The organism is Planktothrix sp. PCC 11201, assembly GCF_900009135.1.
Lineage (GTDB): Bacteria > Cyanobacteriota > Cyanobacteriia > Cyanobacteriales > Microcoleaceae > Planktothrix.
The window spans coordinates 56,930-70,376 of the sequence record NZ_LT797711.1; the positions used below are offsets into that span (position 1 = coordinate 56,930).

Annotated in this window: 10 protein-coding genes; 4 read left to right on the forward strand and 6 right to left on the reverse strand. The window is 39.0% G+C overall.

Features of this window, described 5'->3' with window-relative positions; genetic code table 11:
* Positions 1-73: 73 nt before the first annotated feature.
* The 4 genes from PL11201_RS22555 to PL11201_RS22570 form a co-directional block, all read right to left on the reverse strand.
* Entirely contained in the window at positions 74-814 is a 741-nt protein-coding gene (locus PL11201_RS22555) for a DUF928 domain-containing protein (RefSeq protein ID WP_079681106.1), read from the reverse strand.
* 94 nt (positions 815-908) lie between these two features.
* Positions 909-3,203 carry a CHASE2 domain-containing protein gene (locus PL11201_RS22560; protein WP_079681107.1) on the reverse strand — a complete coding sequence of 765 codons (2,295 nt, stop codon included), beginning with the start codon at positions 3,201-3,203 and terminating at the stop codon, positions 909-911.
* An 88-nt stretch (positions 3,204-3,291) separates the two neighbouring features.
* Entirely contained in the window at positions 3,292-4,221 is a 930-nt protein-coding gene (locus PL11201_RS22565; RefSeq protein ID WP_079681108.1) for a DUF1822 family protein, read from the reverse strand.
* 51 nt (positions 4,222-4,272) lie between these two features.
* On the reverse strand, positions 4,273-4,914 hold the full coding sequence (locus tag PL11201_RS22570) for a hypothetical protein (RefSeq protein WP_079681109.1): 642 nt from the start codon (positions 4,912-4,914) through the stop codon (positions 4,273-4,275).
* Between the two features lie 113 nt (positions 4,915-5,027).
* Here PL11201_RS22570 and PL11201_RS22575 point away from each other — a divergent pair, with 113 nt between their 5' ends.
* The 4 genes from PL11201_RS22575 (at position 5,028) to PL11201_RS22590 (ending at position 12,526) form a co-directional block, all read left to right on the forward strand.
* Positions 5,028-7,439, forward strand: coding sequence for a CHAT domain-containing protein (locus tag PL11201_RS22575; RefSeq protein ID WP_234996816.1), 2,412 nt, complete (start codon positions 5,028-5,030; stop codon positions 7,437-7,439).
* A gap of 236 nt (positions 7,440-7,675) precedes the next feature.
* Entirely contained in the window at positions 7,676-10,294 is a 2,619-nt protein-coding gene (locus PL11201_RS22580; protein WP_079681110.1) for a M1 family metallopeptidase, read from the forward strand.
* A gap of 503 nt (positions 10,295-10,797) precedes the next feature.
* Positions 10,798-11,979, forward strand: a complete 1,182-nt coding sequence (gene rpoD, locus PL11201_RS22585; protein ID WP_079681111.1) for an RNA polymerase sigma factor RpoD — start codon at positions 10,798-10,800, stop codon at positions 11,977-11,979.
* Positions 11,980-12,319: 340 nt separating this feature from the next.
* The gene (locus PL11201_RS22590) at positions 12,320-12,526 is read left to right on the forward strand and encodes a type II toxin-antitoxin system HicB family antitoxin (protein ID WP_079681112.1); all 207 of its coding nucleotides are present in this window, start codon (positions 12,320-12,322) and stop codon (positions 12,524-12,526) included.
* Here PL11201_RS22590 and PL11201_RS22595 read toward each other — a convergent pair.
* Positions 12,512-13,012 (reverse strand): nucleotide exchange factor GrpE, encoded by a 501-nt coding sequence (locus PL11201_RS22595; RefSeq protein WP_234996817.1) that lies wholly within the window; start codon positions 13,010-13,012, stop codon positions 12,512-12,514. The genes PL11201_RS22590 and PL11201_RS22595 overlap by 15 nt on opposite strands.
* A 73-nt stretch (positions 13,013-13,085) precedes the next feature.
* Positions 13,086-13,442 carry a J domain-containing protein gene (locus PL11201_RS22600; protein WP_079681113.1) on the reverse strand — a complete coding sequence of 119 codons (357 nt, stop codon included), beginning with the start codon at positions 13,440-13,442 and terminating at the stop codon, positions 13,086-13,088.
* Positions 13,443-13,447: the final 5 nt, after the last annotated feature.

Here is a 13,447-nt window from a genome sequence, read left to right on the forward strand (position 1 = left end):
AAATTTCCTAAAAAAATTTTGAGCAGGTCTGGGTGGGGGAGCAGAAACCAGGTTTCTCGGAGAAACCTGGTTTCTAGGGTTGACAACAAGAACTCAAAGGTTCATCGGCTAAACTTTCTAACCCAATCGAATTTAATAACTCTTTCCACTCCTGTAAAATCTTTGGATCTTGAGGTTTTTCCTGCCGCAATCCTGCTAATAAAGTTAAGGTTTCATACCATAATCCGTTTTGAGCATAGACTTGAATTTGTTCTAGGGGTGTATTGGCTTTTTCTAACTGACGGATTAAATTTTCACTGGGGTTAATTCGGGCGATCGCTCCTTCAACTCCATCATCCTCAGCCCGCAATCTAGGATTACATTGATAGAAAAATCGCCAACGATATTGTTTACCCACTTCTAACATTGGTGCGGATGGAGGTAACTTAAATTTGACAATTCCAGGGGTTCCGGTGAGAGGCATTTTTTGCTGAAAAATTTTATTATCTTCTTCATCTAACAACACAAATTCTACCTCTCTAGGGGGATTTGAACTGTAGGGAACATAAATCATAAATGTGGGATATCCTGATAATGTTAACACGATATTGGATTTAGGAACCAATGCAGTTAAGGGTTTAGAAACCGCCGGACAATTGGTTCGACTGGAGGAACCCTGACGATCTTCATTGGGTTCGCCCCGATCTGGAGGTTGAAATTCAACGGCGACTTGTTGAGCAGATAAAGGGTGTTGGGCAACCCCAGATTTTGTTGAATTTAATGGGATTAAAATTCCAGCTAAAACAAATAATAAAAATAAGTTTAGGTGCTTCATGGATGACGGTAAAATGCTGTATTTTTTAGTAATGGGTAGAATTAAATCCGCCCTTATATCTTTATTGACCCACAATACAGGTTTTACGCAATTCTTATATTTTTTTATTAAACTGCAATCGCCACACCCAAACCCCCGCTCCCACCAACCCAAATAACGCCGGAACCACAGGAACCCAAATCGCCACCAAAAACAACCCCCAACACACCGCGTATAAGACAGTGGCCGTGGTTGCGAAGGTAATCAGGATTCTGGTGCGATGGCGGGTCAACAGAGCCGAAACCCCCCCTAACAGCGTCCAAAACCCAATCCAGAGTGCATCTGTCCATTTTGACCCCACTTGTAACAACGGACGATTATCTAAAACCGCAGATAGAAGATGACTAACCATTTGTGCCTGAATGATTAATCCTCGCACTTCTTGATCTGGGCTGTAGGGGGTACGATGACCTTCATCTTGAACGCTGATGCTATTAACACCGACTAAAACTAATTTATCTTTAATTAAATTGGGATCAACTTCGCCATTAAGAATTTGTGTAAACGTTACTTCTGGGGCAATGGGTTCTGATAATCTATAGTTTAGCATAATTTGATATCCTTTTCCATCCGATTTTGGATAAAATCCGATATCAGATTTCATCGGTTTTAAAATCAGATTACCCAATTTAATTTGATCTTGTGGCAAGGTTTGGGGTTGAATTCCTTGTTGTTTTAAATAATGAAAAGCGAGTTTAATGGCTAAAGAAAGTTGGGTTTTACATCCCTGGGAATTATTGATAAATAAAAGTTGACGGCGTAAAATGTGATCAGAATCGCGCATCACATCATTAAATCCAACTTGCAAAAGGGGAGCATCGGGCGGAGCAGCAAGACCGGAATCATTTTTATACGGTTTTTTACAAATTAAAAATAGATTATTTTGGGTTCTAAATTGATTAATTAAGTTTTGATATCCCGGTTCAACGGGTAGATCTCGATAAAGATTTAATCCAATGGTTCGGGGTTGGTATTGGGCAAGTTTTTGTAAAAATTCCGTGAGAATTTGATCGGTAACAGTCCCGTTTTTGAATGCTTTAATTTCTGCTTCTGTGATGGCGACTAACAATAAACGATTATCCTGTTTTTCCATAGGGCGCGATCGCATCATACTATCATAGGCTTTTAATTCCCAAAATTGTAAGCCTCCTCCCTGACGAATTAAACAGACTAAAAGAGTAATAGTTAAACTGATTAATCCGATTTTCTTAATTTTAGTTAACTCAAAACTTGGTAAACGATGTAGATTTTTACGACGTTTTAAATCTTGCCAACTGACAGAAACAATAGCCGGATTTTGACAAATAACAGGCAACCAACTACCACAGGGAAAGCGATTTTCTAAGATGTATAACCGTTCTCTTGCTTGTCGCACTGCTAAATATAAAGATTGACCTTGAGAAAATGCCTGTAAAAAATGTTTTAAAAAAGTTTGCGCTACAATATCCGGTACAGGTTCGCGCATAACAATAGTTTGAGGAATATTTAATTGGGCGAGTTCCGTAGCTAAACCTAAACCATCACAGGAATTAAAAATAGCAATTTGTAACCCGTTTTCAATCGCTTTTTTAAACGCAGGTAATAGCATTTTAATAGAGACTTTATCTTGATGATTGATTTTAAAAGTTCCCGATCTTTCCTGGTCTTGACTGTCACTATGTCCGGCAAAAAACAGAATATCCCAACCTTTACTATCCCATAAAGCCTGATCCAGTTGTTGTGCATTAGGTTCAATTAAAAAAATTGTTTCTGTCTGGGGTAAAGCGGTTAAAATCTTTTGATCTTCTGCAATATTAATTCCCGTTTTATTCCCTAAAATCGCTAAAATTCTAATTTTTGAACCTGGGACAGATACGGAGGTTTTGCGAGTGTATTGGGGCTGACTGAGAGCTAATTCAGCGCGAGGATAATCGTGGAAAAAATGCCATAATTGCCAGGGTAAATGTCGGACTTGGAAATCCGAGGTTTCTAAAATAATTTGAATTTCATCAGTGGGTTGTAACGCTGAACGTAACTGTTGATCAATGGTGCGAAATTCAGCAAAATTAAGCCATTGATTAAACTGATAAATATATTGGTTACAGATTTCCTGAAGTTCGACTTCAGAAACATGGGTAATATCTTCTTGTTCTAATTCAATTCGAGATGGAATGCCTAAAGTGTGATAGAGTTCTTGATAAATAAACCGCCAACGTTGATAAAATCTGATCAATTCTGGTGCCGCCGGTAAACAACCCGTTATTTTAATCGGACGGGGATTTTCTAAATCCGATAGTCGGGCAGTTACTAAAGGAAATCCGGCCGTTAATGACCCTTTTCCCAAATCAATGATTACAATTTTTTCTGTCATGTTTTATTAAGTATAGATGCGCCATGTAGAGACGTTGCATGCAACGTCTCTACATGGGAATATGTAGCAAAAATTAAGGGATTTCATATTAAAAAATAAATGTTTCTGTAACAGATGCTTCAGCCAAACAGACGGTAATCCTAAATTGTTCTTCTGGCATTCCTCGAAATCGAGGCAGTTGTATATAATTATCCTGTAAACGGGATTGAACTTCCGATAAAATTTCACCTGTTTCTGATAATAAAATAAGTTGCACATTAGGAGGTAAATAACGGTCTTGGGGGACAGGATATAGCCGCACCCTAACGGCAATTTGTCCTTCTATTTCTGGGGTTAATGCTACCCATAATACAACAGATTGACTCCCTAATTGCATTTTTAAATCAATTAATTTTGCCCCCTGAATAAAGTCTTCATCACCGCGAGATGAACTTCTTAATCCTAAAGCGGGTTGTTGAGAAACCGACTGCCAAAGTCCTGTCCATTCATCTATTAACCACAAACTTAATCGCACAGGAGTTTTAAATTCTGTGCCTTGAGGTGAATTTAAGTGAACTAATAATTCTTCGATGGGTTGTAACTGCTCCAGGGGTAATATTTCCTGATTAATAGTTGGGATAAAGCCTAAAATTTCTGCGGTTTTCAAAGTATCAAAAATCCGCACCACCACATATCCAATACGGTCAATTTGTACTTCTGGGGGAATGCTCACCATTTGTTGTCCTTCGCGCACTGGACGACATTCTAAACGTCCGACCCCTGTTATCTGCAAATCTGCTACATTTGCACAGAGTTGGATAATAGGATTCCAACTATCACTGGTCTGTAATTCCGTGGCAATTTGCATCCATTCTAAATAACAATTAACTCCCCAAACGGCTAAGGTATTGAGATAAACCTGTTCTCGCTTGCCTCCTTTTTGATGTCGTAAGGCAAATTGTGTGGCAATATCCCTGGCTTCTTGGGATATAATAATCGGTAAACTGTAATCTTCTAAATTAAAACGTTGATTAATCATTTTTCCCCTTTTTCTAACTTCTAATCCTTCATCTTTTTTGAGAAGTGTTAACTATTCAAGATATCCCTGTGACCGAGCAAAATTACGCAAAAATTTACGACAATTTCGTTCATAAAAGCTACTTAGGGTACTGACGGCAACTCCCAACTCATGAGCCAGTTTTTCCCAGTTAGTTTCGGGCGGGAGGCGACTTAAAATTAATAATTGACAGGTGATGTCTGGACGCCCGCGAACGTGAGTATTGCGCAACTCTCCTGTCACATCAGTTTGCACCCAGTGACGAACTTCTTCTAACATCGGCGGAATATCGGGAGGTGCTTCCAATGTATCGATCAAATTAATATTTTCACACAGGGGAATATCGATAGAAATATAACGATATTGCCGTTGTTTCTGTTTTCGATAACAGTCTTTTAACCGTCCTTTTAGATAAACATTTAGCCAGGTGATTATACTCGCTCGGGCTGGGTCATACTGCGCCGCCGTCGTCGCTTCACAAAGATTTAGATATAAAAAAGTCATGGTATGTTGCCATGCGTCTTCGTAGTCAAGGGTGGACTCGTGCCACAATTTACCGGATTTTTGGATGAGGCGAATAATCTGGGTAAAACCCTTGCGACGTTCTACACTTGTGGGAGAATGTTTGCAAGTTTCAGTAGTTAATTGACGCAGTTGTTCATCAAGTCCAGTCATTTCGATTTTAGTTTAGATTTAGGATTAACTTTGTTTTGATGAAATAGTAGGGGAGTCCCAATATAAGTTAAAATTCTATCAAATAAAGTGGATATTTTTTGATTATAAAGGTTATGGGACTAAAGACTTGCTCTTGGGGAATGGGTGCGGTTACATTATTGCTGCAATTACAATGGGGTTTGATTATGCCTTTAGCATTCGCTCAGTCCCATGCTGAATTAGATCAGATGTATAATAGGGCATACGAACAGATTGATCAAGGAAATTTTACCCAAGCTATTGTTATATTAGAGAAATTATTGGCGATCGCAAAACAACAAAACAATCAATTTTTAGAAGCTGCAACTCTCAATGATTTAGCCCTAGTTTATCGGAATCAAGGTGATAATAATTTAGCATTAGAAACCTCTACAAAAGCCCTCAAAATTCATCAACAATTAAACGATGAGGCGGGTATTAGTGTAGCTTTAAATAATCAAGCCACTGCTTATCTAAGTTTAAGTCAATATCCCCAAGCTATTCAAGGATTTGAACAGGCTTTAAAATTAGTTCAGAAACTGGGCGAAAAGTCGGGCGAAGTTAATATTTTATCTAATTTAGGGGCGATTTATCAAGCTTTAGGACAACATCGAAACTCATTATCCTACTTTCAACAAGCCTTAATAGTAATTAAAACCCTAGATGATACCCGGACGGAAGGAATTATTCTTAATAATATCGCTACAGCCTATATTTCTTTAGGGGAATATGAACAAGCTAAACTTGCCTTTGAGCAATCTTTAAAATTAGCCAAAACAGAAAAGGATGCTCAAGGAATTGGTCAATCTATAATTAATTTAGGGGCAGTTTATGAACGGCTTAAAGACTATAATCAAGCATTAAAATTATATCAAGAAGGATTACTGATAATAGAAAAAGTCGGAGATTTAGAAGCAGTTGGTCAAGCGTTGAATAATATCGGTTATATTTATCGAATTCAGAATCAATATCCCCAAGCTTTCGAGTTTTATAAAAAAGCCTTAGAAGTTCGCCGAAAAATCCCAGATAAACGGGGAGAAGCGGTAACATTAATTAATTTAGGTGTAGCTGAGTTTGAAGTGGGAAAATTGAATGAAGCCACTCAAACCCTCTATTCTGCCCTGGCAATTATTGAGTCTTTGCGTCCCGGGTTAAGTGATGGGAATAAAGTCTCTTTCCTTGAAACTTTTTCAAAAAGTTATGGGGTTTTACAACAGGTTTTAATTGAGCAAAAACAAATTGAGAAAGCCTTAGAAGTTGCCGAACGCGGCAGAGCTAGAGCGTTTGTTGAGTTGGTAGCTAAAAATAATGTATCACCGGAAAAATTAACTGCAATTTCTGTTAAACCTCCTAATTTTTCAGATATTCAAAAAGTTGCTCAAATACAAAATGCCACGTTAGTTGAATATTCGGTTATTGTTGATCAATTTAAGCAAAATTCCACCTTATTAATTTGGGTGATTAAACCCGATGGTAGCGTGCAGTTTCGGTCTGTTGATTTAACAAGTTTAAATACAGATAACCTCGTGCCTATGTTAAGTCGCGAAGAACTCCCACCGTTGCCTCCCCTAAATGAGCTCATTCGGGGAACTCGTATTAGCCTAGATTCAGGGACTTCAGGGCTAATAGCAAATGATGTGACTAATAAACAACTCAATAAATTGTATCAGCTTTTAATCGCTCCGATTGCGGATTTATTACCGGAAAATCCCCAGGATCGGATTATTTTTATTCCCCATCAAGACTTATTATTAGTGCCTTTTGCGGCTTTAGTGGATGAACAGGGAAACTATTTAATTCAAAATCATACTATTTTAACTGCTCCATCAATTCAACTATTACAATTAACCGCAGAGCAACAAAAACAACAGCCCAGAAATGGGGAAAAAACCGCGTTAGTGGTGGGCAATCCTAATATGCCGAAAGTAGCTTTATTACCTGGAGAAGAACCTCGATTTTTACAACCCCTTCCGGCTAGTGAAAAAGAAGCGATCGCCATTGCTAAACTACTTGAAACCGAACCGTTGTTAGGGGAAAATGCCACGGAATCTAACGTGATTCAACAAATAGAAAAAGCCCGTTATATTCATCTGGCAACTCACGGAATTTTGAGTGACTTAACCGAGTCTGGAATTCCCGGGGCGATCGCCTTTTCCCCCTCAGTATCCGATGATGGGTTACTCACCTCTGAAGAAATTCTCCGATTAAATTTAACGGCTGATTTAGTTGTTTTAAGTGCTTGTAATACGGGAGCAGGAACGATTACCAGCGATGGGATTTTAGGGTTATCTCGTTCTTTAATCGCTGCTGGAGTTCCCCGTTTAATTGTCTCTTTCTGGAAAGTTGACGATACTCCCACCTTTGAATTGATGCAAACATTTTATCAGCAACTCCAACAAACCAATGATCAAGCCCAAGCCTTGCGCCAAGCAATGTTAATTACGATGAAAAACTATCCCCAACCCAAACATTGGGCAGGTTTTATGATCATCGGTCAAGCTGATTGACAGTCTTGATTTCCCTCAAAAACCCTAATTTTATAGCATGGATTAAAACTATAGCAATCCGCGTCTAGGTTGTCACATTTTATCGTAGGGGTTGGGTCTCCCAACCCAGGTTCCAAGAGGGTTGGGAGACCCAACCCCTACAGGTTTTGAACACAAATCCTACACGGGTTGCTATATAATAAAGCAATACGCATTAGCGTTTGATTATCCCTTATTCTTGAGCTTGATTGTACTCGATGCTGAATTTTTACTTTGATCCAGAAACCAATACTCACAAATCCTTTGAGTTACCTGGCGCTCGTCCCCACTATAACCCTGACCGTCCGGGTCAAGTAGAACATATTTTTCTGGACTTAGTTCTCGATATTCCTAATCAAAGTTTTCAAGGAACTTGTACCATACATTTGAATCCGATTAAAAATGGCATAGAAACCTTAACTTTAGATGCCGTTAACTTAGAAATAAAAGACATAAAAATAGAGCAAAATCAGCAGGAATTTGACTATGATGGGGAACAACTACAGATTTATCTACAGCAACCTACAACCGTCAATCAATTAATTAAAATTGTCATTAATTATTCCGTTACCAATCCCCAACGCGGACTTTATTTTATTAGTCCCAATAAAGATTATCCCGATAAACCGATTCAAGTTTGGACACAGGGAGAGGATGAAGATTCTCGCTTTTGGTTCCCTTGCTTTGACTACCCCGGACAACTAGCAACCTCAGAAATTCGGGTACAAGTTCCTAAACAATATTTAGCCATTTCTAATGGGGAATTAATTAATACCGAAACCAAAGGCAAAACTAAAATTTATCATTGGTCACAAAAACAAGTGCATCCCACTTATTTAATGACCTTAGCGGTGGGAGATTTTGCCGAAATTAAAGACGAATGGAATGGCATACCCGTCCTATATTATGTTGAGAAAAATCGCCAAGAAGATGCTCTAAGAAGTATGGGAAAAACTCCAAAAATGATTGGATTTTTCTCTGAATATTTTGGCTATTCCTACCCCTATCCTAAATATGCTCAAGTTTGTGTAGATGATTTCATTTTTGGCGGGATGGAAAATACCTCTACAACCCTATTAACCGATCGCTGTTTATTAGATGAACGAGCCACCCTAGATAATCGTAACACAGAAAGTTTAGTTGCCCATGAATTAGCCCATCAATGGTTCGGGGATTTAGTCGTCATTAAACATTGGTCACACGCTTGGATTAAAGAAGGCATGGCGACCTATACTGAGGTATTATGGACGGAACAGGAATATGGCAAAGACGACGCAGCTTATTATCGTTTAAATCAAGCCAGAAACTATTTTTCCGAGGATAGTTCTCGCTATCGTCGCCCCATTGTTACCCATATTTATCGAGAAGCCATTGAACTTTACGATCGCCATTTATATGAAAAAGGCGCTTGTGTTTATCATTTAATTAGAACAGAATTAGGAGATGAACTTTTTAAAAAAGCGATTCAAACTTTTGTTCAAGATAATGCCCATCAAACCGTAGAAACCGTTGATTTATTACGCGCACTGGAAAAATCAACCGGAGCTAATTTACTTCCCCTATTTGATCAATATGTATTCCGAGGCGGACATCCTGATTATAAAGTCTCCTATAGTTGGGATAATCATAATAAATTAGCCAAAATTACGATTAAACAAAACCAAGCCACCGATAGCGATAAACTCAGCGAGACTAACCTGTTTGATTTGAAAATTCCCATTGGTTTTGGCTATAAACCCGAGAAAAAATCCCCCGACACCGAGGTCAAACTCAAAACTTTTACGGTGCAGGTTCATGAAAAGGAACAAACCTTCTATTTTCCCTTAGAAGAAAAACCCGCTTTTATTAGTTTTGATGTGAATAATAATATCCTCAAAACCGTAACTTTGGATTATGCGGTGGCGGAATTAAAAGCCCAATTACACCATGATCCTGATCCAATTTCTCGAATTTATGCTGCTAAAGCCTTAGCTAAAAAAGGCGGATTAGAAGCCGTTAAAGCCCTATCCAACGCTTTAAAAAATGATGGCTTTTGGGGAGTACGGGTAGAAGTTGCTAAACAATTAGTGCGGGTGAAATTAGATCAAGTTTTCCCGGGATTAGTTGAAGGATTAAATGACAGTGATGCCCGGGTCAGACGGGCGGTGATTCATAGTTTAGCTAAACTGAAAACCACCGAAAGTTATCAAGTCTTAAAACCCCTTTTAGAAAAAGGAGATCCGAGTTATTTAGTGGAAGCCTCAACCGCCGCCGCCCTGGGAGAAATTGCCGCAACCCATCTGGAGGATAAACATTTAGTTGAACAAACAGTTAAACTGTTAAAATCTATTCTGAAAGAACGGGAAGGCTGGAATGAGGTGGTGCGTTCCGGGGCAATTTCAGGACTGAGTAAACTCAAAACCTCAGAAGATGCCTTAAACCTGATTTTAAAATATACCGCCCCCGGTATTCCCCAGGCATTGCGGTTAACTTCAATTCGGGCTTTAGGGAGTATTTCCACGGGTCAAACCCCCACTAATATCGAACGCATTGTCCAACGGTTGGAAGAACTATCGAATGAGGCTTTTTTCCTGACTCAAGTGGCGGTGGTTGCCTCCCTAGAACAGATGGAAACCCCGAAAGCCATGGATGTGTTGCAATCTTTAGCCGACCAAACCCTAGATGGACGGGTTCGCCGTCGGGCGGAAGAAGCCATTCAAACGGTTCAAGGAAAAATCGGTTCAGAACCGGCGTTGAAAAAACTGCGGGAGGAACTCGACAAAATCAAAAAGGAAAATCAAGACCTTCGCAGTCGTCTGGAAACCTTAGAGGCAAAAAGTAAATCCAGCAAGTCATAAAACCGGATACCAGGCGCGAGACATTTCTCGATCTTGAAGGGTAAAAACCTTGTATAGAACTTATCTCCCCCGTATTGAATAATAATTCAACCTAACGACGTCAAAAACTTAACGTGATTTAACGTTTGATTGAGTCCCAAACGGGGAGATTTAAGTTAACTTACAAGTAAAGAACAATCAAACAGGTTAGATAGTTGTACTCGACCCCCTACTTGATCAATTCTCCGTCGGTGAATGAACGATGATCAGATTTCTTTTTTGACAAACCGTGCAATTTTTGTCAAAAAGGCTACAATCGAAAAGGTCTTGGCGTCATCCAATGATCACCTTTGAATATTTGCCTTCACTATGCTAGGACTGAAGTGGGTTGCAATCACTCACTCGGTAACTCAGTGGGTAAATATTTAAACCTGGATTCAGTTGTCACTGGTTCAGGGGTCTATGAATAGACATCTTTATTCTGTAATTAATTTTTACTAATTGAGGAGCATGAGGAACGCGGCATGACCCACAGTAACAACGGACTCGCAACCACAACAATTTCGTCGCCCAAGATAGAAACATTACCGTTAAACCTTGCCAGCAAAATCCCTCCGGACTTAGATGATATGGAACCGGATGAAGAAGATTTAATCGATGAAGAAGAAATCTTAGGGGATGTGATTGGGGAGGAAGATGACGAGAGCAAGGCTCCTAAAGGGGCGAAATCTCGGCGTCGAACTCAGACCAAGAAAAAACACTATACGGAAGATTCGATTCGTCTCTATCTGCAAGAAATCGGTCGGATTCGATTATTGCGCGCGGATGAAGAAATTGAACTCGCTCGTAAAATTGCCGACTTACTCGAACTAGAGCGAATTCGAGAGAAACTGATGGAACATTACGACCGCGAACCCAATGAGCAGGAATGGGCGAGTGCCGTTGAAATGAGGTTGCCAGAATTCCGCCGCCGTCTATATATTGGCCGCCGGGCAAAAGATAAGATGGTACAGTCTAATTTACGACTGGTGGTTTCGATTGCCAAAAAATACATGAATCGGGGTCTTTCTTTCCAAGACTTGATTCAAGAAGGCAGTTTAGGATTAATTCGCGCCGCCGAGAAATTTGATCACGAAAAAGGTTACAAATTTTCCACCTATGCGACCTGGTGGATTCGTCAAGCGATTACCCGGGCAATTGCCGATCAATCTCGGACAATTAGACTACCAGTTCACCTGTATGAAACCATTTCTCGGATTAAAAAAACTACCAAGTTACTGTCCCAAGAAATGGGCCGCAAACCCACGGAAGAAGAAATCGCGACTCGCATGGAAATGACCATCGAGAAGTTACGGTTTATTGCTAAATCGGCTCAACTTCCGATTTCTTTAGAAACACCGATTGGGAAAGAGGAGGATTCTCGTTTAGGAGATTTTATTGAATCCGATGGCGAAACTCCTGAAGATCAAGTGTCTAAGAATCTATTACGAGAAGACTTAGAAAATGTATTAGACACTCTTAGTCCCAGAGAACGAGATGTACTGCGTCTGCGTTATGGGCTAGATGATGGTCGGATGAAGACATTAGAAGAAATTGGTCAGATTTTTAATGTCACCCGGGAACGTATTCGTCAAATAGAGGCGAAAGCGTTAAGAAAGTTACGTCATCCTAACCGCAATAGCATTTTGAAAGAGTATATCCGTTAATTGCGGTTATTTCTGTTCGGGTTGAAACAATTTGATCCTGAGAAATAAATTTTTTGATTATCCTCTTTTGAGGATAGCTCGGGCTGCAATTTATCAACCCTTTTATTGAAAGATTAGGGTTAAAGATTAACCTGCCGAAACAGACTTTTAAAAAATCTAAAGTTTCGGCAGATTTTTGTTATTTGTATAAGATAAGCACTTTTTTCTTAATCAGCGATATAGCAGTCGCCATAACGCTTAGGACATGGATTACCGCTTTCGCGGTAATGACAGCCGATAAGTAGTCCTAATAGCTAGGCGCGGTTGCTATACAATCAAATCAAAGCAAGTTTAATAACTTATGAATGCCATTTATAAACTGCCCTTAATTTTAGAACCTCAACCCGAAGGAGGTTATACAATTACTTGTCCTCTTTTGCCCAATTTAATTACTGAAGCTGATACTTTAGAAGAAGTTATTCCTAATGTATCCGATGCTTTACAAGCTTTAATTGAAGCCTATCAAGATTTAAACCAACCCTTACCTGCTGTTTTAATGCCGATCTAATTTAGAGGTAATCACCTCAATCGGACGCAATACTTTATCATTGACTCGAAATCCTTGGCGAACAACTTTTGTAATGGTTTGAGGTGAAAGATCCGGTTTAATTTCTCGATCAACAACTTTACATACTTCAAAATCGGGCTGATCTCCCTCTAATTCAATCGGTGTTACTTGTCGTTTTCCGAGAATATTTAATAGTTTTTTCTGAATACTTCCGACTGATTTAGGTAAACGTTGAATAAACTGGGGACTAGGATCGGGATTATTAGCCATATATTCCATTAAAAAGTCTAAAGCATCGACTACTTCTAATAATTCTAAAAATAATTCTTCATTAGCAGATTGATTTTGAGAGTCTTGTTCGCGTAAAGTTTGTTTTAGTGAAACTTCTTGTCTGAGGAGAGTCCCGATTTTATTAACGATGCGATCGAGGATTTCACTACTTAATTTAATTTGACTCATTTGATTATTGTCGGTTGGGTGATTCATAGTTATTCTATCCTAATTATTAATTGAAAAATTTTCAGTCCCCCCAGAAATCCGGTTTCTGGCGGTTTATATTTTAAAATAAAGTCGCTCCTAGCTTTTGATCGACTTTTGAAATTTGATTAATTTGCTGAATTATTGTGTCTAAATTATCAAATTCTGATAAAAACTCAACTTGAAGTTCTGGATTTTCTAACTCAGACAAGTCAGTGCGTTTAAATCTTTGAATCGGGGGTAAAATCGGGCGAAGATAATCGGCTAAAATTCGTTCTTCCTGATTCATTAAGGTTTTTCTAGCCTTAGCAATGATATCAGGAGAATAGCTGCGTTTTTTCATTGCTAAAGTAAACGCTTTGGTAATTTCAGCATTGGAAGCACCCGGAGATACTTCTAATACATCATAGGGATTCGGATTAGATAATTGATTATCCATGATTA

Bases quoted from the DNA above. Each gene is read 5' to 3' on its own strand.
- PL11201_RS22560 (WP_079681107.1), bottom strand. From the start codon at position 3,203: ATGACAGAAAAAATTGTAATCATTGATTTGGGAAAAGGGTCATTAACG.
- PL11201_RS22590 (WP_079681112.1), top strand. From the start codon at position 12,320: ATGAATGCCATTTATAAACTGCCCTTAATTTTAGAACCTCAACCCGAA.
- PL11201_RS22555 (WP_079681106.1), bottom strand. From the start codon at position 814: ATGAAGCACCTAAACTTATTTTTATTATTTGTTTTAGCTGGAATTTTA.
- PL11201_RS22580 (WP_079681110.1), top strand. From the start codon at position 7,676: ATGCTGAATTTTTACTTTGATCCAGAAACCAATACTCACAAATCCTTT.
- PL11201_RS22575 (WP_234996816.1), top strand. From the start codon at position 5,028: ATGGGACTAAAGACTTGCTCTTGGGGAATGGGTGCGGTTACATTATTG.
- rpoD (WP_079681111.1), top strand. From the start codon at position 10,798: ATGACCCACAGTAACAACGGACTCGCAACCACAACAATTTCGTCGCCC.
- PL11201_RS22600 (WP_079681113.1), bottom strand. From the start codon at position 13,442: ATGGATAATCAATTATCTAATCCGAATCCCTATGATGTATTAGAAGTA.
- PL11201_RS22565 (WP_079681108.1), bottom strand. From the start codon at position 4,221: ATGATTAATCAACGTTTTAATTTAGAAGATTACAGTTTACCGATTATT.
- PL11201_RS22570 (WP_079681109.1), bottom strand. From the start codon at position 4,914: ATGACTGGACTTGATGAACAACTGCGTCAATTAACTACTGAAACTTGC.
- PL11201_RS22595 (WP_234996817.1), bottom strand. From the start codon at position 13,012: ATGAATCACCCAACCGACAATAATCAAATGAGTCAAATTAAATTAAGT.